Origin of the sequence: Rahnella aquatilis CIP 78.65 = ATCC 33071 (assembly GCF_000241955.1) — a bacterium.
Taxonomy (GTDB): Bacteria; Pseudomonadota; Gammaproteobacteria; order Enterobacterales; family Enterobacteriaceae; genus Rahnella; species Rahnella aquatilis.
This window is the reverse complement of the sequence record NC_016818.1, coordinates 684,708-705,232: the sequence shown is the minus strand read 5'-3', so window position 1 is coordinate 705,232 and position 20,525 is coordinate 684,708. Positions and strand designations below refer to the sequence as shown.

At 53.3% G+C, this 20,525-nt stretch carries 19 protein-coding genes and 1 riboswitch; of the genes, 8 read left to right on the top strand and 11 right to left on the bottom strand.

Annotation, left to right across the window (positions count from 1 at the left end; all coding sequences use genetic code 11):
- The first annotated feature begins 299 nt into the window (after positions 1–299).
- Positions 300–1,337, top strand: coding sequence for an NADPH-dependent aldehyde reductase Ahr (ahr, locus tag RAHAQ2_RS03190; RefSeq protein WP_015695871.1), 1,038 nt, complete (start codon positions 300–302; stop codon positions 1,335–1,337).
- A gap of 127 nt (positions 1,338–1,464) precedes the next feature.
- Positions 1,465–2,289, top strand: coding sequence for a 2,5-didehydrogluconate reductase DkgA (gene dkgA / locus RAHAQ2_RS03185; RefSeq protein WP_015695870.1), 825 nt, complete (start codon positions 1,465–1,467; stop codon positions 2,287–2,289).
- A gap of 66 nt (positions 2,290–2,355) precedes the next feature.
- On the opposite strand, the gene ftsP is transcribed toward dkgA, so the two are convergent.
- From ftsP to parC, 3 genes are all read right to left on the bottom strand, one after another.
- Positions 2,356–3,771, bottom strand: a complete 1,416-nt coding sequence (gene ftsP, locus RAHAQ2_RS03180; protein ID WP_015695869.1) for a cell division protein FtsP — start codon at positions 3,769–3,771, stop codon at positions 2,356–2,358.
- Positions 3,772–3,855: 84 nt separating this feature from the next.
- Positions 3,856–4,593, bottom strand: a complete 738-nt coding sequence (locus RAHAQ2_RS03175) for a 1-acylglycerol-3-phosphate O-acyltransferase (RefSeq protein ID WP_015695868.1) — start codon at positions 4,591–4,593, stop codon at positions 3,856–3,858.
- A gap of 216 nt (positions 4,594–4,809) precedes the next feature.
- Positions 4,810–7,083 carry a DNA topoisomerase IV subunit A gene (gene parC, locus RAHAQ2_RS03170; protein ID WP_015695867.1) on the bottom strand — a complete coding sequence of 758 codons (2,274 nt, stop codon included), beginning with the start codon at positions 7,081–7,083 and terminating at the stop codon, positions 4,810–4,812.
- Positions 7,084–7,414: 331 nt separating this feature from the next.
- On the opposite strand from parC, the gene RAHAQ2_RS03165 reads away from it, so the two are divergent.
- Both RAHAQ2_RS03165 and RAHAQ2_RS03160 read left to right on the top strand, forming a co-directional pair.
- Positions 7,415–8,002 (top strand): NAD(P)H-dependent oxidoreductase, encoded by a 588-nt coding sequence (locus tag RAHAQ2_RS03165; protein WP_015695866.1) that lies wholly within the window; start codon positions 7,415–7,417, stop codon positions 8,000–8,002.
- Positions 8,003–8,032: 30 nt separating this feature from the next.
- Positions 8,033–8,338, top strand: a complete 306-nt coding sequence (locus tag RAHAQ2_RS03160) for a putative quinol monooxygenase (RefSeq protein ID WP_015695865.1) — start codon at positions 8,033–8,035, stop codon at positions 8,336–8,338.
- A gap of 82 nt (positions 8,339–8,420) precedes the next feature.
- Here the strand turns inward: RAHAQ2_RS03160 and parE are convergent, their stop codons facing one another.
- From parE to nudF, 5 genes are all read right to left on the bottom strand, one after another.
- Positions 8,421–10,316, bottom strand: coding sequence for a DNA topoisomerase IV subunit B (gene parE, locus RAHAQ2_RS03155; protein ID WP_015695864.1), 1,896 nt, complete (start codon positions 10,314–10,316; stop codon positions 8,421–8,423).
- 116 nt (positions 10,317–10,432) lie between these two features.
- Positions 10,433–11,014 carry an esterase YqiA gene (gene yqiA / locus RAHAQ2_RS03150; RefSeq protein WP_015695863.1) on the bottom strand — a complete coding sequence of 194 codons (582 nt, stop codon included), beginning with the start codon at positions 11,012–11,014 and terminating at the stop codon, positions 10,433–10,435.
- Positions 11,011–11,841 (bottom strand): 3',5'-cyclic-AMP phosphodiesterase, encoded by an 831-nt coding sequence (gene cpdA / locus RAHAQ2_RS03145; RefSeq protein WP_015695862.1) that lies wholly within the window; start codon positions 11,839–11,841, stop codon positions 11,011–11,013. Before cpdA ends, yqiA begins: the two co-directional genes overlap by 4 nt.
- 27 nt (positions 11,842–11,868) lie before the next feature.
- The gene (locus RAHAQ2_RS03140) at positions 11,869–12,294 is read right to left on the bottom strand and encodes a DUF1249 family protein (protein WP_015695861.1); all 426 of its coding nucleotides are present in this window, start codon (positions 12,292–12,294) and stop codon (positions 11,869–11,871) included.
- Positions 12,294–12,926, bottom strand: coding sequence for an ADP-ribose diphosphatase (nudF, locus tag RAHAQ2_RS03135; RefSeq protein ID WP_015695860.1), 633 nt, complete (start codon positions 12,924–12,926; stop codon positions 12,294–12,296). The genes RAHAQ2_RS03140 and nudF overlap by 1 nt, the downstream gene beginning before the upstream one ends.
- A 230-nt stretch (positions 12,927–13,156) precedes the next feature.
- Here nudF and tolC point away from each other — a divergent pair, with 230 nt between their 5' ends.
- The 3 genes from tolC to RAHAQ2_RS03120 all read left to right on the top strand — a co-directional run bounded on the left by tolC (position 13,157) and on the right by RAHAQ2_RS03120 (position 16,677).
- Entirely contained in the window at positions 13,157–14,650 is a 1,494-nt protein-coding gene (gene tolC / locus RAHAQ2_RS03130; protein ID WP_015695859.1) for an outer membrane channel protein TolC, read from the top strand.
- A 185-nt stretch (positions 14,651–14,835) separates the two neighbouring features.
- Entirely contained in the window at positions 14,836–15,507 is a 672-nt protein-coding gene (locus RAHAQ2_RS03125) for a DUF1190 family protein (protein WP_015695858.1), read from the top strand.
- A 9-nt stretch (positions 15,508–15,516) separates the two neighbouring features.
- A complete protein-coding gene (locus RAHAQ2_RS03120) occupies positions 15,517–16,677 on the top strand; it encodes a glutathionylspermidine synthase family protein (RefSeq protein WP_015695857.1) in 1,161 nt (386 codons plus the stop codon).
- Between the two features lie 51 nt (positions 16,678–16,728).
- Here the strand turns inward: RAHAQ2_RS03120 and ygiD are convergent, their stop codons facing one another.
- Entirely contained in the window at positions 16,729–17,517 is a 789-nt protein-coding gene (gene ygiD / locus RAHAQ2_RS03115; protein ID WP_015695856.1) for a 4,5-DOPA-extradiol-dioxygenase, read from the bottom strand.
- Positions 17,518–17,765: 248 nt separating this feature from the next.
- Positions 17,766–18,419 (bottom strand): 3,4-dihydroxy-2-butanone-4-phosphate synthase, encoded by a 654-nt coding sequence (gene ribB / locus RAHAQ2_RS03105; RefSeq protein WP_015695855.1) that lies wholly within the window; start codon positions 18,417–18,419, stop codon positions 17,766–17,768.
- Between the two features lie 133 nt (positions 18,420–18,552).
- Positions 18,553–18,728: riboswitch (FMN riboswitch) on the bottom strand.
- A gap of 132 nt (positions 18,729–18,860) precedes the next feature.
- On the opposite strand from ribB, the gene ubiK reads away from it, so the two are divergent.
- The gene (ubiK, locus tag RAHAQ2_RS03100) at positions 18,861–19,133 is read left to right on the top strand and encodes a ubiquinone biosynthesis accessory factor UbiK (protein WP_015695854.1); all 273 of its coding nucleotides are present in this window, start codon (positions 18,861–18,863) and stop codon (positions 19,131–19,133) included.
- Positions 19,134–19,198: 65 nt separating this feature from the next.
- On the opposite strand, the gene yjeH is transcribed toward ubiK, so the two are convergent.
- On the bottom strand, positions 19,199–20,449 hold the full coding sequence (yjeH, locus tag RAHAQ2_RS03095; protein ID WP_015695853.1) for an L-methionine/branched-chain amino acid transporter: 1,251 nt from the start codon (positions 20,447–20,449) through the stop codon (positions 19,199–19,201).
- Positions 20,450–20,525: the final 76 nt, after the last annotated feature.

Genomic DNA, 20,525 nt, shown 5'->3' with positions numbered 1-20,525 from the left:
GCTCCCCATATTCAATAAACTGGCACTGATTCTGCCATAACTCCCTGCTTTCCTACAGAGACAAGCAGAATCAGGCAAGACTCCGGCAGAAATGTGCATCTTCCTGTCGCCCATTTTCTCTTACAGTTAATGTCGCCTTCCGCAGGGGGACACACCTGCATAAATGCGATGAACTGCTAGTCTGTATGAACGCACTTTTCATTCGCTGATCGTGAGCGACTTTCGGTCACCGATTCTTTTTTCTGATAACTCCTTATTTCAACTCATTATTTGTCTAACCCGAAAGTTCGGAGGATTTTATGTCTGCACCTGCTGCTGAAAACACCTTTAACGCCTGGGCCGCTGCCGGTCCGAATCAGCCACTGGAAGCGTTCCCGTATGATGCCGGTCCGATCGGCGATGAAGAAATTGAAGTCGCGATTGATTACTGCGGCGTTTGCCACTCGGATCTGTCGATGCTCAACAACGACTGGGGTATCACGCAGTATCCGTTCGTACCGGGTCATGAAGTGGTCGGTAAAATCGTCAAAATCGGTAACCATGCGCAAAACAAAGGGCTGAAAGTCGGCCAGATTGTCGGCGTTGGCTGGAACCGGGGCAGCTGTATGCACTGTCACCCTTGTATGTCCGGCGATCAGCACCTTTGTCATGACGTAGAAGCCACCATCATCGGCCATCACGGCGGCTTCGCTGACCGTATCCGCAGCCACTGGGCATGGGCGATCCCGCTGCCGGAAGGCGTGGATATCACCAGCGCCGGTCCCTTGTTCTGTGGCGGTATCACCGTCTTCAACCCGCTGCTGCAGTTTGGCGTACTGCCAACTCACCGTGTCGGCGTGATTGGCATCGGCGGTTTAGGCCACATGGCGCTGCGCTTCCTGAATGCCTGGGGCTGTGAAGTCACTGCATTTACGTCATCACTGGCAAAACGTGATGAAGCATTATCGCTCGGTGCGCACCGTGTTATTGCCACCCGTGACAGCGAAGAACTGAAGAAAATCGCCGGTCAGCTGGACTTTATTATGGTGACCGCCAATGCCTCGCTGGACTGGGACGCCATTATCGGTGCACTCGCCCCGAAAGGCCGTCTGCACTTTGTGGGCGTGGTGCCGGAAGCGGTACCGCTGCATGTGATGGCGCTTATCAGCAAACAGGCAGAAATCTCCGGTTCACCGACCGGTTCCCCTTCCCGCCTTGCTGACATGCTGGCGTTCTGCGCCCGTCATGACATTACGCCGCAGGTTGAGCACTTCCCGCTGAGCAAAATCAATGATGCCGTTGAGCATCTGCATGAAGGCAAAGCGCGCTACCGCGTGGTGCTGGATATGAACGCTTAAGCATCTTACCGGTCTGAATATACGTAGCCTGCTCAGCAAGATGCCGTTTCGTTAACTAGACTTAACGTCAATCCCTACACGGTGCCCGTGCATTCCGGCGGGCACTCTGCCCTGAAAGGAGAAACTCATGGCAACGCAACCCATCATCAAACTTCACGATGGCAATCTGATGCCTCAGTTAGGACTTGGCGTATGGAAAGCCAGTAATCAGGAAGCCTCCAGTGCGGTGAAAACGGCGATTGAAACCGGTTATCGCCACATTGATACCGCCGCCATCTACAAAAATGAGGAAGGCGTCGGCGAAGCCATTGCCGCTAACCTCGTGCCACGCGAAGAGCTGTTTATCACCACTAAGCTGTGGAATGACGATCAGCTAAACGCGCCACAGGCGCTGGAAACCAGCCTGAAAAAGCTGAAAACAGATTATGTCGACTTGTACCTGATCCACTGGCCACAACCGGCACAGGGTCATTACGTCGATGCCTGGAAAGCCCTGCTGAAACTAAAAGAGCAAGGGTTGGCAAAAAGTGTCGGTGTGTGTAATTTCCCGCTGCAACATTTGCAGAAGCTGAAAGACGAAACCGGTATTTTCCCTGTTGTGAATCAGATTGAGCTACACCCGCTGATGCAACAGCGCCAGTTGCACGCCTGGAATGCCACCCACACCATCGCCACCGAATCCTGGAGCCCGCTGGCGCAGGGCGGCGAAGGGGTATTTGATCAGCCGCTGATCCAGAAACTGGCAGAAAAATATGACAAGACACCTGCGCAGATTGTCATCCGCTGGCATCTGGATAACGGGCTGATTGTTATCCCGAAATCGGTGACACCAAAACGTATCCGTGAAAACTTCGACGTGTTTGATTTTAAACTGGAGAAGGAAGAACTGGCGGAAGTCACCAAGCTGGATAAAGGACAACGTCTGGGGCCGGATCCGGAAAAAGGGCTGTAAGCTATTCAGTCAATGCCCTAAAAACAAAAACCCGCCGTGGCGGGTTTTTGTTTGGGCGGAACACGGTTACATCGATGGCTGAACCAGCATATTTCCCGCTGAGCCACGATCGGCCAGTTCCAGCGCTCCGCTGCGGTAGACAAACGGGAAATGCTCATAGGAAGGCTGATTGAAATACACCAGTAATTCGACATCGCCATCCACCCAGACCGTGTCTTTGAATCCGGCATCTTCCACCAGCGGTGCGGCACCGTTGACGCTTTTCACCAGGAAGGACACGCCTTCTGCATGGAATGTCTGCGGCATGTCCGCATGAACTGTCCAGCGTTCCCAGGTGCCCTGCTGCGCGGTCAGATCGATACGGTTGATATCCCACATCGCGCCGTTGATTCCCGGTTCACTGTCGCCGAGACGCAAATCACGGGTACGGACAACGTTACCGGAGAGGATCTGATCAGCCAGCAAACGCATCGGCAGATTATCCGTCACCAGCGGCAACAGGCCAGTAGGTTTGAGCGTCAGGGCGATCGTCGACACCAGAATGCTTGATGGCTCAAACAGGCCACGCAGTCTGTCCATCACGCCTGCGGCTTCACCGGCAGTAATCGACACTTCTTCGCCCTGCGACATATCCACCAGCACTTCGCGGCGTTCTCCCGGCCCGAGCGACAGACGTTTAACGGTCATTGGCGCAGGCAGGAAACCCAGATCAGAAGCCACGACGTGAAACGCGCGGTTATCCGTCATGCTCAGTTCGTAACGGCGGGCATTCGACGCATTCAGCAAGCGCAAACGCACCCAGCCTCGCGAAACCTCGACATAAGGGCTTTGCACACCGTTGACCAGCATGGTGTCACCGAAGAACCCACCGGACGCCGGGGTGTCATATTGCGGCACGCCGAACCCATCCAGACGCTTGTCCTGAATGATCAGCGGGAAATCATCAACGCCGTAGTGATTCGGTAATGGCAGGTTCTTACTGACTTCATCTTCAACAATCCACATGCCCGCCAGCCCGTTGTAAACATGCGGCGCCATGCGGTCAGGCGTATTGGCGTGATACCAGCAGGTCGCCGCCGCCTGCCGAATAGGCAACACCGGTGACCAGTCGACCCCCGGTTGCATCAGACGCGCCGCGCCACCGGTTAATGTTCCCGGCTCAAGCAAACCGCTAACGGTCATGGAAACCGGTTCAGCCAGACGGTTGCTGTAAATAAGTTTGACGTCATCGCCGCTGTGTACTTTGACAGTCGGGCCAAGATACATGCCATTAATGCCCCAGACCGGTGCCTTTGCGCCGCCGAGGAATGACCAGTGCGCGGCCTGCAATGTTAAAAACAGCGGTTGCCCGCGGCGCGATTCCAGCAGCGGGGGAACAGGTAATGCCGGTTGCGAACCACTCGCTTCTGCTTTTAAAGGCAGAGCACCTGCGGCAAGAGCCACGCCGGAGGCTTGCAGGAACGAGCGACGACTGAGTGACATATCTTCTCCATGAAAACAAAACCATAAACTGTATTGAACGCCGCCGCCATCAATGGCAGCGGGAAGAGTGGCATAAACTGAATCTTATTTTTTTGCAGCGGCTTCACGCCGGGCAACTTCGGCATCCAGCTCGGCGATTTTGTCCGCCATAATCTGACGGCAGTGATCGGACAATTCACGCAGGCGTTCTTTGGTGTAACCGCTGGTGTCGATCGGTGGCAGAATTTCGACAATCACCAGCCCGTTAGACCAGCGGTTTAACTTCACCTTGTTGCTGGTATTCGATACGCAAATCGGCACGATCGGCACACCGGCGGCAATCGCCGCGTGGAATGCGCCGGTTTTGAACGGCATCAGGCCGCGGCCACGGCTGCGGGTACCTTCCGGAAACATCCAGATCGACAGATTTTTTTTCTTAATCTGGGCCACGACCTGCGCAATGGTGCCGTGCGCTTTGGCGCGGTTATCACGATCAATCAGCAGATTACCGGTAAGCCAGTACAGCTGACCAAAGAATGGGATCCAGGCCAGGCTTTTTTTACCCACGGTGACTGTACCGGGCATCACCACCGATGACGCCGTCACCATGTCGTAATTATTTTGATGGTTGGCAATATATATACAGTTGCCGTTATTCACGGCTTCTGCCGGAATGCGTTTTTCAACGCGCAGGCCTAATACCGGGGCAAGATGGCCAAACAACTTACCAAATGTCGCCACGTGTTTCGGATTACGCGGGCTGAAAAGACAGTAGATGCAACCAAAAACACTGACCAGAATTGAGTAAATCACCACGATAATCAGACGCAAAATAAATAACATAACATCCTCTTAAAACTACAGCCGAAGCCGGTAAGAAACCTGTGCAGTTTCGCTCCCTGTGCGGTGAACTATTCTCAAGCCTCATTCAACACGGCACAACGGTTTTATTAATACAAATGTAAAATCTTTGCACTGCGCGACAGTCTCAGGCCACTGAATTCCATCGAAAGATTTCAGGGCACAAATGTGCCCTGATTTTGCCGGTCAACAGCAGACTTATTCTTCGCTGTCACCACCACCGGCGCGGACAGGGGAATCGACTTCAACGCGATCAATACGTTGCAGCCCGCGCGGCAGAAGGGTTCCTTTCCGTCCACGTTCGGCACGGAATTTCTGCAGGTCTTCCGGACGGAGAACCAGCTTACGTTTACCGACATGCAGTGTGATCGACGTTTGCGGTGGCAGAACCAGTAACCATGCCAGTTTATCTTCGCCACTGGCTGCCTGCGCCGCCGGAATTGAAACAATTTTGTTACCCTTGCCTTTCGACAACTGCGGCAGATCCGCCACCGGGAACAGCAACATACGTCCTGCGGCAGTGATCGACAACAACATATCGTCATTGCCATGAAGTTCCATTGGCGGGAAGGCTTTGGCGTTATCCGGCAACGTGATCATCGCTTTACCGGCACGGTTACGCGCCACTAAATCATTGAAGGTACAAACGAAACCATAACCGGCATCCGATGCCATCAGCAGTTTCTGGTCGTCCGCCGCCATCAGTACATGCTCAATGGTTGCGCCCGGCGGCGGTGTCAGTTTGCCGGTCAGCGGTTCGCCCTGACCACGCGCGGAAGGCAGCGTAGTCGGATCGAGCGCATAACTGCGGCCGGTGGAATCCATAAACACCACCGGCTGATTGCTCTTGCCTTTGGCCGCCGCGCGGAAACTGTCACCGGCTTTATAACTCAGACCGGAAGCATCAATGTCATGACCTTTGGCGCTGCGCACCCAGCCTGATTCAGACAACACGATAGTCACCGGTTCGGACGGAATGAAATCGTGCTCGCTCATCGCCTTCGCTTCTTCACGTTCAGTGATTGGCGAACGGCGCTCGTCACCAAAGGCGTCGGCATCAGCCTGAATCTCTTTACGGATCAGTGTGCTGAGTTTGCGTTCTGACGCCAGCAATGCCTGCAACTGATCGCGCTCTTTTGCCAGCTCATCCTGCTCACCACGGATTTTGGTTTCTTCGAGTTTCGCCAAATGGCGCAATTTCAACTCAAGGATAGCTTCAGCCTGCGTATCTGACAGTTCGAAACGCTGCATCAGTACCGGTTTCGGCTCATCTTCCGTACGGATGATGTGGATCACTTCATCGATATTGAGGAACGCTGTCAGCAAGCCTTCGAGGATATGCAGGCGTTTCAGCACCTTATCAAGGCGGAAGTTCAGACGACGGCGTACGGTATCGCGGCGGTAAGCCAGCCATTCCGTCAGGATCTCAACCAGTCCTTTGACCTGCGGACGGTGATCAAGACCGATCATGTTCATGTTAATGCGGTAGCTGCGTTCCAGATCGGTCGTCGCAAACAGATGATTCATCACCTGATCCAGATCGATACGGTTGGAGCGTGGCACGACGACCAGACGGGTCGAGTTTTCGTGATCTGATTCATCACGCAGGTCTTCAACCATTGGCAGCTTTTTGGCACGCATCTGGCCAGCGATTTGCTCCAGCACCTTCGCACCGGAAACCTGATGCGGCAGCGCGGTGATCACGGCGCTGCCATCCTCTTTGTGCCAGACCGCACGCATACGCACCGAACCTTTACCCGATTCGTACATTTTGCGGATTTCATGACGCGGCGTGATGATCTCAGCTTCCGTCGGGAAATCAGGCCCCTGCACGAATTCCAGCAGGTCTTCGAGTGAGCTGTTCGGTTTCTCAAGCAATGCCACCGCAGCGGCGGCCACTTCACGAATGTTATGCGGCGGAATATCGGTCGCCATCCCGACCGCAATGCCGGTCGTCCCGTTAAGCAGAATATTTGGCAGACGCGCAGGCAGCATTTTCGGCTCCTGCATCGTGCCATCAAAGTTCGGCACATAATCGACCGTACCCTGACCTAATTCGCGTAACAGAACTTCAGCATATTTTGACAGGCGCGATTCGGTATAACGCATCGCCGCAAAGGATTTCGGGTCATCCGGCGCGCCCCAGTTTCCCTGTCCGTCGACCAGCGGATAGCGGTAAGAAAACGGCTGCGCCATCAGTACCATGGCTTCATAGCAGGCGCTGTCGCCATGCGGATGATATTTACCCAGCACATCACCGACGGTACGCGCGGATTTTTTGAATTTGGCGTTATTACTCAGGCCCAGTTCGGACATCGCGTAAATAATACGGCGCTGCACCGGCTTGAGCCCGTCACCGATAAACGGCAGCGCGCGGTCCATGATGACGTACATGGAATAGTTGAGATAGGCGTTCTCAGTAAACGTGTGCAGAGCTAAACGCTCTGTTCCGTCATGAGTCATTTCGCTCATTGATGTTTAATCCTCAGACCCGTGGCGTTATCGTTTTGGAAATTAAGGAAGCTTGCACCCGCAGGCGCGCAATGTCCGCTGCCGCGAGGCAATGATGTCCGCGATAGTACATCATCTGCCGTATGACTGTCACAGTTGCTGTGTTTATGCCTTATTTTTAAACAGTTATTCCACAACAAAATGGTTAAATTGCCGCGCTATTTCTTTAATTATTGCATCTGAGTCAATAGTCTTATGCGCAATATCACATTTTTCGGCCATGCAGAGTTGAGTACACTGGGTGATAACAGCCTGACAACCAGAATTTAAGAATTCCCCATAAGGAAAAAGCATGAGTAATATCCTGATTATCAATGCCGGTAAGACCTTTGCCCACTCCAAAGGCGCGCTGAATAACAGCCTGACCGAGGTCGCCGGCAGCTTCCTGCGCGACAAAGGTCACGACGTGCGCGTGACTGTTCTTGAAGACGGTTACGACGTGCAGACCGAAATCGAAAGTTATCTGTGGGCCGACGCCATCATTTATCAGCAACCGGGCTGGTGGATGGGCATGCCGTGGACGCTGAAAAAATACATTGATGAAGTGTTCACCGAAGGCCACGGCAAGCTGTATGCCAGCGATGGCCGTACCCGTTCCGATCAGTCGAAAAAGTACGGTTCCGGCGGCCTGTTGCACGGCAAATGCTACATGTTGTCCGTGACATGGAACGCGCCTTTAGAAGCATTCGAAGATAAAGAACAGTTCTTCCACGGCGTCGGCGTTGACGGCGTTTACATGGCACAGCACAAAGCCAATCAGTTTATCGGCCTCGATACGCTGCCAACCTTTATGTGTAACGACGTGATCAAACAACCTGATGTGGAAGGTGATTTCGCGCGCTACCGTGCTCACCTTGAAAATGTATTCGGTCAGGCTTAAGGTTGAGGGTCACCCGGGAAAGAGGTTTTTATGATCACTGTTATTGCTGAAATCAAAGTAAAACCAGGCCGTCGCGATTCGGTCATGGAAAAAATTACAGCACTGCTGCCCAGCGTTCTCGCTGAGAAAGGCTGCCATCGTTATGAGCCTTACGTGGATTTCAACGGACAGATCCCCTGGCGCAAAACCGTGCCAGATTCCATTTTCATGCTGGAAGACTGGGAAAGCCTGGCGCATCTCGAAGCGCATCAGCAGGCTGAGCATATGGACAGGCACCGCGAAAATATCAAAGCAGACGTACTGGATGTGGTGATCCACATTATTGAGAAAGCCTGATTTCCTGAACTTCTGTCGATTCAGAAACAAAAATGCCGGCGCTGCAAAGCGTCCGGCATTTTTTATGGCAGCGGCGAAAGGATCAGACGTCCAGTTCGGCGGTATCGCCTTTTTCCTGCAACCAGTTACGGCGATCTTCAGAACGTTTCTTCGCCAGCAACATATCCATCATACGCAGCGTCTGATCGATATCATCTTCGTCGATCGTCAGTTGCACCAGACGGCGGGTATTCGGATCGAGCGTGGTTTCGCGCAGCTGCAACGGGTTCATTTCACCCAGCCCTTTAAAGCGCTGTACGTTCGGCTTGCCTTTCTTACGTTTCAGTTGCTCCAGCACGCCTTCTTTTTCCTGTTCATCCAGCGCATAGAACACTTCTTTGCCCAGATCGATACGGTATAACGGCGGCATCGCCACATACACATGACCGCCACGCACCAGGGATCGGAAGTGACGAACAAACAGCGCGCACAGCAAGGTGGCGATGTGCAAGCCGTCGGAGTCCGCATCCGCCAGGATACAGATTTTGCCGTAACGCAGCTGGGTCAGATCTTCGCTGTCCGGATCGATACCGATCGCCACAGAAATATCGTGCACTTCCTGCGAGGCCAGCACTTCATCGGAAGAGACTTCCCAGGTGTTGAGGATCTTACCTTTGAGCGGCATGATCGCCTGATATTCACGATCGCGCGCCTGTTTGGCAGAACCGCCCGCGGAATCCCCTTCCACCAGGAACAGTTCAGTCATGTTCAGATCTTGTGACGTACAGTCAGCCAGTTTACCCGGCAGCGCAGGGCCGCTGGTCAGTTTCTTACGCACAACTTTTTTGGCCGCGCGCAGACGACGCTGGGCACTGGAAATGCACAGTTCCGCCAGCTGTTCTGCCGCCTGAACGTTCTGGTTCAGCCACAGACTGAAGGCATCTTTCACCACGCCGGAAACAAAGGCCGCGCACTGACGTGAAGACAAACGTTCTTTAGTCTGACCGGCGAATTGCGGATCCTGCATTTTTACCGACAGCACATAGGCACAGCGTTCCCAGATATCTTCCGCAGACAACTTCACGCCGCGCGGCAGAATATTGCGGAATTCGCAAAACTCACGCATGGCATCGAGCAGGCCCTGACGCAGGCCGTTAACATGCGTACCGCCCTGCATCGTTGGGATCAGGTTGACGTAGCTTTCAGTCAGCAGTTCGCCGCCTTCCGGCAGCCATAACAGCGCCCAGTCTACCGCTTCGGTATCCCCGGCAAAGGCACCGACAAAGGCTTTTTCAGGCAGAGTAATCAGGCCGTTAACCGCTTCCATCAGGTAATCAGTCAGACCATCGTCATAACACCAGCGTTGCTCGGTGTTATTCACTTTATCTTTGAACAGGATTTCCACGCCCGGACACAGTACGGCTTTGGCTTTCAGCAAATGACTGAGGCGGCTGACTGAAAAACGCGGGCTGTCGAAGAAGCTGCCGTCAGGCCAGAAATGCACGCTGGTTCCGGTGTTGCGCTTACCGCAGGTCCCGGTAACGTGCAAATCCTGCACTTTATCGCCATTTTCAAACGCCATTTCATACACTTCGCCGCCGCGTTTTACCGCCACTTCGACACGTTTGGATAAGGCGTTAACCACCGAGATCCCCACGCCATGCAGGCCGCCGGAAAACTGGTAATTTTTGTTGGAGAATTTACCGCCTGCGTGCAGACGGCAGAAGATCAGTTCGACCGCCGGAACGCCTTCTTCCGCGTGGATATCCACCGGCATGCCGCGACCGTCATCAATGACTTCGAGAGACTGATCTTCGTGAAGGATCACTTCAATGCGTTTGGCATGGCCAGCTAATGCTTCATCCACGCTGTTATCAATAACTTCCTGACCGAGATGGTTTGGCCGGGTCGTATCGGTGTACATGCCCGGACGGCGGCGCACCGGTTCGAGTCCGCTGAGGACCTCTATGGAATCCGCGTTATAAGTTGATTGGCTCATCGTTGATTATTCGTGGCTCATAGGTTTGTGGGCTAACGATACAGTATGTGGGCGGGTGGAAGCAGTGGCAGCAAGCAGACGCTATAAATCCGGGGGAAAAAGTCACCCTGACGATGTTAGTCTGCGGCCAGTTCCAGGAAATCTACAATCGGCGAAAAATAGCGTTCAAAGCCGACAAATGCATGATTCCCCTCGGGTTCAACCGTCTGGCGACAGGTGGTGTAATACGCCACAGCCTGACGGTAATCGAGAATTTCATCGCCCGTTTGCTGCAGTAACCAGAGTAAATCCGGCGACTCCAGCGGTTCGACCTGCATGACTTTCAGATCGTAAACGTGGCGTGACTCTAACACATATTGCTGGCCGGTGTAGGGGTTCTCGTTTTGCCCGAGGAAGTCAATCAGCAGCTCGTAAGGCTTCACGGCGGGATTCACCACCACGGCTGGCACAGCAAAACATTGCGACAACCAGGTAGCGTAATAGCCGCCAAGCGAGGAGCCGACAATACCCAGTTTTTTACCCGCATTGCTAATCACCAGACTCTCAAGTTCTTCAGCCGCATCGGCCGGATAAGGCGGTAATTGCGGGATAATCATATTGATATGGGGATGATTGACCGATAGCCAGTTTTTTAACGCCGTGGCTTTCGCCGAGTTTGGAGAACTGTTGAATCCGTGCAGGTAAAGTAAGGTGTTCATTCGTAGCCGTCCGACTCCGTGTCAGGATGAAACTCGCTGGTTTCCAGACGGAAGACTTCAGTCTCCACACGGCCATCCGGATACAAATCAAGGTAGCGCCAACCCGGCGCAACGGTATCAATCGTGAAATTGGTGCAGTGCGGTTTGAACTGTACGCAGGTCGACGGCGTCGCGTAAAGACGGCGGCCATACCAGTCGAGATCCAGTTCCTGATGAATATGTCCGCACAAAAGCGTATTCACTTTCGGGTAATTCACCAGCGTGTTCGCCAGCATATGCGCATTGCGCAGGCTGTGCTGATCAAGCCATGTACAGCCTGAAGGCAGCGGATGGTGATGCAACATCAGCAGCGTGAAACGATCGGGACAGGCATTCAGGCAGCGTTCCATCCATTCCAGCTGATAGTCGCTCAGCTCGCCGTGCGGCACACCGAACACCTGCGTATCAAGCAGGATAATTTGCCAGTGTTCACCGAGCAGAACGTGTTTCGAAGGGCTGATCCCCGCATCCTGCAAAGCATTCACCATCGCAGGCTGGAAATCATGGTTGCCCGGCAGCCAGACGCAGGGCGCTGTCAGCTCGCTGATACCGCGGGCAAACTGGTGATAGGCTTCCACCGACTGATCCTGTGCCAGGTCACCTGTTGCCGCGATAATATCGACTTCGCGCTGTTGCGCTTTGATGGCGTCCAGCACTGCGCGATAGCTGTTGAACGTATTCACGCCTAACAACGTTTCATCTTCACCGGCAAAAAGATGGGTATCAGTAATCTGTAGAATCCTGACTTTGGCCCCATTCACCAAAGGCAGTGTAAACAGGCTTTCCAAATCGTTTCCTTTGTTGTTGAAGTCTGTCTAACAAACCGGAATTGCCATCGCTCCGTGCGCAAGGCAATAACGCAGCCAATCCGCAAGGAACTGGTTAATTTGATGCTTTTCATCACGCTGATGCAACTTTTTATTCGGATAATCATAACGTGCTTTGAAGCGAAAGATCTGCTGACTCGCACACACTTCGGCCACCATCGCATCATGATACAGACGCACGGTGAGCGAAGGCAGGCTCCAGTAACTCACTGCCGGTGCGGTCTGTTTGATTTCTATCAGAGAGGTATAACGCGTTGATTCGAGGATCGTCAGGCAATACGTTGCGCTACTCACCTGATATGTCACCGTTTCACCAGGTTCATCGGTGCGTGGCATCAAACGGCGCAATTGTGCAAAATTAGTTTCACACAATCTCATCATTTCAGGGAAATCAGGGGTATAGCGCTTAATCATTAGTTGGCCCACTCTTTTCTCAGGGATTCATGGTGCAGCTGCAGCCATTGCAGGGCAATCACTGACGCCGCATTGTCTATCGCTCCTTCTTCCACCCAGCGGTAAGCCTGTTCGCGGCTGACCACATGTACCCGGATGTCTTCATTCTCTGCTTCCAGACCGTGAATTCCTTCTGCCGTCGTGGCATCGACTTCACCAACCATAATGGAAAGACGCTCGCTGGTTCCGCCCGGACTTGCCAGGTAATTCACAGCCGGTTTACAGCGCTTCACCACAATGTTCGCTTCCTCGAGTGCTTCGCGGCGGGCAACATCTTCAACTGTCTCGCCCTCTTCAATGATACCGGCGACCATCTCCAGAAGCCAAGGGGTATCACTGGAATCCAAAGCAGGGATGCGGATCTGTTCGATCAGCACAACTTCATCCCTTTGCGGATCATAAGGTAATAGTACGGCGGCATGGCCGCGCTCAAAAACTTCGCGGACAACTTCTCCGCTCATTTCCCCATTAAACAGCCGATGGCGAAACCGATATGCAATAATAGAAAAAAAACCTTTATATCGCGTCTCACGTGCAATAATTTCTACATCATCTTTGCCGAAAGTAACCGGTGACCGTTTAAATGAAGACATGGAATGTTTCCTTATCCCTCATAAAGGTAATTTATCGCCCTTTGAGGTCAATTTGATGAAAATGCGTTAATAATAATCAAGGTTGTTTGTGATAGATTTAGGCTCATTCACTCGGGAAGGCACGTTAAGCCAACCGCCCCGCTAGCCTGACTCTGCTAGAATCCGCGTCTATTGGTTAATTTGACTGCGCCACCATACATAACAACATTGCTGCACAACAAGGAATGCAAATGAAGAAACTGCTCCCCCTTCTCATCGGACTCAGCCTGGGCGGCTTCAGTACGATAAGCCAGGCCGAAAACCTGATGCAGGTCTATCAGCAAGCCAGGACAAGTAACCCGGACCTGCGCAAATCTGCTGCTGACCGGGATGCTGCATTCGAAAAAATTAACGAAAGCCGCAGTCCTTTATTACCGCAACTCGGATTGGGTGCGGATTACAATTACACCAATGGCTACCGTGATGCGAATGGCGTTAACAGCGACGTTGGCAGCGCCAGCCTGCAATTAACGCAAACCATCTTTGATATGTCAAAATGGCGCGCCCTGACGCTGCAGGAAAAAACGGCCGGTATTCAGGATGTGTCTTATCAGACGGATCAACAATCGCTGATCCTCAACTCCGCGACGGCTTATTTCAACGTATTGAGTGCGATTGATTCACTCTCCTACACCGAAGCGCAGAAACAGGCTATTTACCGTCAGCTGGATCAAACCACTCAGCGTTTTAACGTGGGTCTGGTCGCGATTACCGACGTTCAGAACGCCCGTTCACAATACGACACCGTATTGGCTAACGAAGTGACGGCCCGTAATAACCTGGATAACGCGCTGGAATCCCTGCGTCAGGTTACCGGGATGTATTACCCGCAACTGTCTTCCCTGAATGTCGATAACTTCAACACCACGCGTCCGCAACCGGTCGCCACGCTGTTGAAAGAAGCCGAAAGCCGCAACCTGAGCTTGCTGTCTGCGCGTTTGTCACAGGATCTGGCTCGTGAACAAATCCGTTATGCTGAAACAGGCCACATGCCAACGGTTGATCTGACGGCCTCAACCGGTATCAGTAATACCAAGTACCACGGTGACAAAACGGGTGGCTCTTCCAGCTATCAGGACGCCGATGCGGGTCAGAACAAGATTGGGCTGAGCTTCTCCCTGCCATTGTACAGTGGCGGTTCTGTCACCTCTCAGGTGAAACAGGCGCAGTACAATTTTGTGGGTGCCAGCGAGCAGCTTGAAAGCGCGCACCGCAGCGTCGTGCAGACCGTTCGTTCTTCCTTCAACAACATCTCGGCCTCGATCAGCAGCATCAACGCGTATAAACAAGCCGTTGTTTCTGCACAGAGTTCTTTAGATGCGATGGAAGCCGGTTACCAGGTCGGTACCCGTACAATCGTTGATGTGCTGGATGCCACCACCACGCTGTATAACGCCAAACAACAGCTTTCCAGCGCACGTTACACGTACCTGATTAACCAGCTGAACATCAAATCGGCACTGGGTACGCTCAACGAAAGCGACCTGCTGGCACTGAATGGTACTCTGGGTAAACCCGTTCCAACCGCACCGGATCAGGTTGCACCAGAAACGCCAGATCAGGATGCCGCAGCAGACGGTTACGGTAATAAAACCGCCACTGCGCCTGCACCACGCGCTCAGAACGCCAGTGCAACAACCGCAACCACAACACCGAAGAAAAGTGGCAATCCTTTCCAGAACTGATTCTGAAAAGTCCCCCGCATTTCCATCAAGGCAGCCTGAAAAGGCTGCTTTTTTTTGTCTGCGTCACGCCGCTCTGTAAAGTCTCGTAACAATTGCCTGTCGCTGCTTTAACAATCACCCGCTTTCCCCTATTCTTAGTCCCTACTGGGAAAGGGCAAAAAAGCCCTATACATGGGATAAGAACGATGAAACGGACACAACGCGTTAACCTGGCTACCTTCCGTAAATCATGGCGTAGCTCTCGAATCACTCCTGTCGCACTGGCAGTCAGCGCCGTCTTTATGCTGGCTGGCTGTGAGAAAACCGATGAAACCGTTTCTCTGTATCAGAATGCGGATGACTGCTCAAAAGCCAATCCTTCCGGCAGTGCGCAGTGTGTTGCCGCCTATGACGCAGCGAAACAGGAAGCGGCAAAAACCGCACCAAAATACGCCAGCCGTGAAGACTGTATCGCTGAATTCGGCGAAGGCCAGTGTACTCAGGCTCCGGCGCAGTCAGGCGTCGCAACGGCCGAAAACCAGAGCAGCGGTGGCAGCATGTGGATGCCACTGATGGCAGGTTACATGATGGGCCGGATGATGAGCGGTGGCGGTTATGCGCAACAGCCATTGTTCAGCTCAAAAAACCCGGCCAGCCCGGCGAACGGTAAGTTCGTTGATGCGACCGGTAAAAACTACGGCCCGGCAACCGCGGGTGGCCGTACCATGAACGTGCCGAGAACCGCGATGGCGCCGAAACCCGCCGTGACCAACACCATTACCCGTGGCGGTTTTGGCGACAGCGTGGCAAAACAAACCTCAATGCAGCGCACCTCTTCCGCCACGACACGCAGCCCTGGCCGCAGCATGGGTGGCTAAGAGATACCGATGAAACGTTTACCCATTAACGAGCGCCCGGGCTGGCGCGAAAAAGCCACGGAGTTTGGCTTCAACTTCCACACTATGTATGGCGAACCGTACTGGTGTGAAGATGCGTATTACCAGTTCACGCTGGCGCAGATTGAAGAGATCGAAGACGCGACGGCGGAGATTCATCAGATGTGCCTGAAGGTCGTTGAGCGCGTGGTAAATGACGACAAGCTGATGGCGAAATTCCAGATCCCGAAACACGTCTGGGAATTTGTCCGCAGTTCATGGCGCACGCAACAGCCTTCCCTGTATTCACGTCTGGATCTGGCTTACGACGGCGTCAATCCGCCGAAGCTGCTGGAAAATAACGCCGATACGCCGACCTCTTTGTATGAAGCGGCCTTCTTCCAGTGGCTGTGGCTTGAAGATCAGATTGCGGCAGGCAATTTGTCGCAGGACGCGGATCAGTACAACAGCCTGCAGGAAAAGCTGATTGAACGTTTTGCCGAGCTGAAAAATCAGCATGGTTTCTCCTTGCTGCACATCGCCTGCTGTCAGGACACCGAAGAAGATCGCGGCACCGTGCAATATCTGCAGGACTGCGCACTGGAAGCAGAACTGGCCAGCGAATTCCTGTTTATCGAGGAAATCGGTCTGGGGGAACGCGGACAATTCACCGACACGCAGGATCAGGTGATTTCTAACCTGTTTAAACTGTATCCGTGGGAATTCATGTTCCGCGAAGTCTTCGCGACCAAGCTGGAAGATGCCGGTGTACGCTGGCTGGAACCGGCCTGGAAAGCCATTCTGTCGAATAAAGCTTTGCTGCCGTTGTTATGGGAAATGTTCCCGGATCACCCGAATCTGTTACCGGCTTATTTTGCCGAGGATCCGCATCCGGAACTCGATCACTACGTGGTGAAGCCGCTGTTTTCCCGCGAAGGCGCGAACATTAAAGTCATCGAGAAAGGCCAGGAAGTCGCCCGTGTGGATGGCCCGTATGGCGCTGAAGGCATGATTGTGCAACAGTTCCATCCGCTGCCAGTGTTTGAAGGCAGTTACACCTTGATCGGCAGCTGGCTGGTCAACGATCAGCCGTGCGGGATCGGCATCCGTGAAGATAAGGCGCTGATCACGCAGGATCTGTCACGTTTCTATCCGCATACTATTGTCGGATAAAAAAACTAAAAAGGATAATGAGAAAAATCATTATCCTTTTTATTCAGCAAATTAGCCTACCTGAACGGAAAGCATCGAAAGTGATGCCATCACGATCCCGTCCGTTGGCTGCGTGATCGGTTCAGCACCATCCCATGCCCCTAAAACATACAGTAATGGCAGATAATGATCCGGAGACGGATTCGATAATGCACCGCCTTCATGTTCCATAAACTTCACCAGAGGATGATCTTTCGCCTCGCCCTTCCAGGTCAGATTCTCTTTCACAAATGTCTCGAAAGATGTCGCCCACGGATAAGCTTCGGCGTCGCCGCCCCATTTCACCATGCGCAGGTTATGCACCACGTTACCGCTGGCGACAATCATCACGCCTTCGTCACGCAGGGCCGCGAGTTTCCGGCCTAATTCATAGTGGTATTCCGGCGGCTGCGTGCCGTCGATACTCAGCTGGATCACCGGAATATCCGCGTCAGGATACATCTTGATCAGCACACCCCAGGTTCCGTGGTCAAACCCCCACTCGCTGGTATCAGCCACCACATTCACCGGACTGAGCAATTCCTGAACCCGTTTCGCCAGCGCCGGTGAACCCGGTGCCGGATAGCGCTTGTCAAACAGCGCCTGCGGAAAACCGCCAAAATCATGAATGGTGCGCGGGCTTTCCATTGCCGTTACTGCAGTGCCGCGAGTGAACCAGTGAGCTGACACGGCCAGAATCGCCTTCGGACGCGGCAATGTTTCGCCCAGAGCATGCCAGGCACGGGTATAAATATTATCTTCCAGCACGTTCATCGGGCTGCCGTGGCCTAAGAAAAGTGCGGGCATACGTTGAGTTGTCATCATGAATTCCTTACCGCAAATAAAAGGGAGAGGGCCGGTGAGTGACCTGCCGCGTGATGACAATACGGTACTCTTTTTGATGAACGCTGACAGCCGGATAACTGTGAAGGAGATATTCAATAAATTTGATGAAAAGAATCAAAGCAGGCGGGACAGAATGATATGCAAAGACTCATTTTGGCAATAACAGGCAATAAAAAGCAAAAAGGCCGCATCAGCGGCCTTTTCTGTTACGCACAACCGGTCATTCAGCTTGCCTGACGGGTCTGCGCCTGACGATAGGCCACCAGATCGGCGATGGTCACTACCGGCATATTATGCTGACGGGCAAAGACAATCACTTCAGGCGCATGCGCCATGCTGCCGTCGTCATTAGTCAGCTCACACAGTACGCCGAAAGGCTTCAGGCCTGCGAGAACCGCCAGATCAACCGACGCCTCAGTGTGACCACCACGGGTCAGTACACCACCGGCCTGGGCGCGCAGCGGGAAGATATGCCCCGGACGGTTCAGGTCAGAAGGTTTCGCGCCATCTTTGATTGCCGCACGAATCGTCGTGATACGGTCGGCAGCAGAAACGCCGGTGGTTACACCTTCAGCCGCTTCAATAGTCACGGTAAATGGCGTCTGGAACGGGCTGGAGTTGTTCTCAACCATCATGGGCAAATCGAGCTTTTTGCGGCTGTCTTCGTTCATGGTCAGGCACACAATACCGCTGCCGTGGCGAATGGTCAGCGCCATTTGCTCAACGGTCATGTTTTCAGCAGCAAAGATTAAATCGCCTTCGTTTTCACGGTCTTCGTCATCCAGTACCAACACACCTACGCCATTACGCATGGCGTCAAGGGCACGCTCAACACGTTCAGCAGATGTACCGAATTCGGAAAGTAGGGTCTGATTCATGGTAAAAATAACCTCATGTTCTGTATGTGGATTACCAGAATCAGGGCGTCTTGAGGAGGCTAGCTGAGGCAGCCAGATGGCGTGCTACAGTTATGAAAAATAACGCAGCGGGCAATATTTGCCCGGCTTGAATCGTTACTCTCTCCCATCCGGACTTTAACCGTCGGCCCCGGAATTACACCGGATCTGCTGACCTCTAACCCCGAAGGATTGAGCGCTCGCGGGCTTCCACATGGAAGGGATGATGATCCTTCCTATATTCCGTGGTTTACCGCCGGTGGGGACTTTCACCCCGCCCTGAGAATAAGCAAAACAACTATAGCGCCAATAAATGAGCAGAGCAATCCTGTGGTTTGGCCAATTAGTGCCCCTGAAGGTTTATAGAAACCGCGTCAGCGATTACACTAAGGAAAAGCACCTCCTTCGAGAAAAGGAAATAACATGATTGACCCGAAAAAAATTGAACAAATTGCCCGCCAGGTTCACGAATCTATGCCTAAAGGCATCCGTGAGTTTGGTGAGGATGCGGAGAAGAAAATCCGTCAGGTATTGCAGGCGCAGTTCAGCCGCATGGATTTAGTCAATCGCGAAGAGTTTGACGTTCAGACCCAGGTTTTACTGCGTACCCGTGAAAAACTGGCTGTACTGGAACAGCGTCTTGCTGCGCTGGAAGGCAAGCTGACTGAAGCGGAAAAGCCACAAGATCCGGCCTGATTATTGCGAAGAGTCTCATCAGAAAAGGCCTGCTGAGCAGGCCTTTTTGCTGTGCGAAATCGGCGTTACCGTACATGAAGTACCGTTTTGGCCCGTGGCAGTAACAGCCACAATCCCGCAAACACTACAACCGCATACAGCGCTTTCCAGCCGACCATCGCCAGCAATCCGCAGCATAATACAGCGCCCAGCATCGCCATCCATTTCGAGCGACCTGCCAGGATCCGGATCCCCGCAAGCATACATAATAGATAAATCAGAATGAAAATCCCGTTAGCATAAGTGATCAGCGCGCCGAGCGGCAGATGCAGCCAGTAAATCAGCAACGTAAAGAACGCGCAGCAACCCACCACCAGATTTAGCGCGGGTACCGGCACCTGCTGAGCAGAAAGCTGTGCCAGTTTACTTTGCGGCTTAAGCTGCGCCTGTGACCACACCAGCCGGGAAAAACTCTGAGTATAGATATTTACGCTGGCAAAACACGCCAGATAGCCAATGATGCAGGCGATCCACAGCGCTTTTTGTCCGAAGAGCTGCACGACGATCCCCGGCAATGACGCCCCGGCCTCCCGCCCTTCTCCCCAGGCATGAAATTTCAACACCGCCACCGTACATCCCCAGTACACTGCGCCAGCCACCAGCATGCCGATCAATAATGCGCGCGGGAAATCCCGTTCCGGATGGCGGAATTCGGTCGCCAGATGCGCGAAAGCCTCCAGCCCGACGAAACACCAGAACATCACCGCCAGCGCATCAAACAGGTTCGATGGCGAGACGTCACGCACCGGAGGCAGCGGGATTTCAGGCAAAGAAATATCCCCTTTCCACCAGATTGCTACTACCAGCGCGATCACCAGAAACGCGATAATCGTCTGAATATTGGCACTTGACCCGGCACTGCGTGTGCCGAGGAACCAGATGAAAAAAAGCGTACCAAGCTGCACCAGCAGCAGGTTTGTGCTGCTCCAGCCAAAGGCCGCCTGCCAGAAACCGGCAGCAATATGCAGCGCAGCGGGCAACCCGACCGGAATAACTGACAGGAATAACCAACCGGTGACCCGCGCCATATGTGGCCCGAACGCTTTGCCGACAAAATGCGCTGCGCCCCCCGCGCTGGGGAAATGCCGGCCAAGCGCGGCAAATCCGATGGCTATTGGAAACACCAGCAGGATCAGCACCGGCCACGCCCACAGGCTGTCGTTTTGCGCCAGCTGAGCCGCCAGTGCAGGCACCGCGAAGACACCGGTCCCGAGTAAGGAGGTCGAAAGCAGCCCGACGCCCTGCGCCAGACTCAGTTCCTGTTTTAATCCGCTCACAACAGCGTCACTTCCGTTTTCGTCATGGATAGAAAAATCAAAAAGAAAAGGGCTTATCAGATAAGCCCTTCGTTGC